Genomic DNA, 259 nt, shown 5'->3' with positions numbered 1-259 from the left:
CTGTCATAACGATAATAGAAATCCTGAAGGCTTTTGTCTTTTTCTACATCAAAAGTGATGTTTTTATCTTCTTTATTTCTGATTTTCGAAATATCCTGAAATTCGTTTTGTAAAGGCTTATCAACCGTATAAGTTTCTTCTTTTGCCATTGGAATTGCATCTAAATCCGGAGTTGCAATGGTCACTTTATCAATAGCGATGTCTACAGGATCGGTTCCGTAAAACCAGCCTCTCCAGAACCAATCTAGGTCTTCACCGC

1 pseudogene is annotated in these 259 nt (G+C 37.1%); it reads right to left on the bottom strand.

Annotation, left to right across the window (positions count from 1 at the left end):
* Window positions 1-259 (bottom strand): annotated as a pseudogene (locus SCA31_RS24160) (M1 family peptidase); the annotation flags it as partial.

Origin of the sequence: Chryseobacterium sp. SIMBA_028, from assembly GCF_046535285.1 — a bacterium.
GTDB lineage: Bacteria > Bacteroidota > Bacteroidia > Flavobacteriales > Weeksellaceae > Chryseobacterium.
The sequence above is the reverse complement of the archived record's forward strand: the minus strand, read 5'-3'. Positions and strand labels throughout refer to the sequence as shown.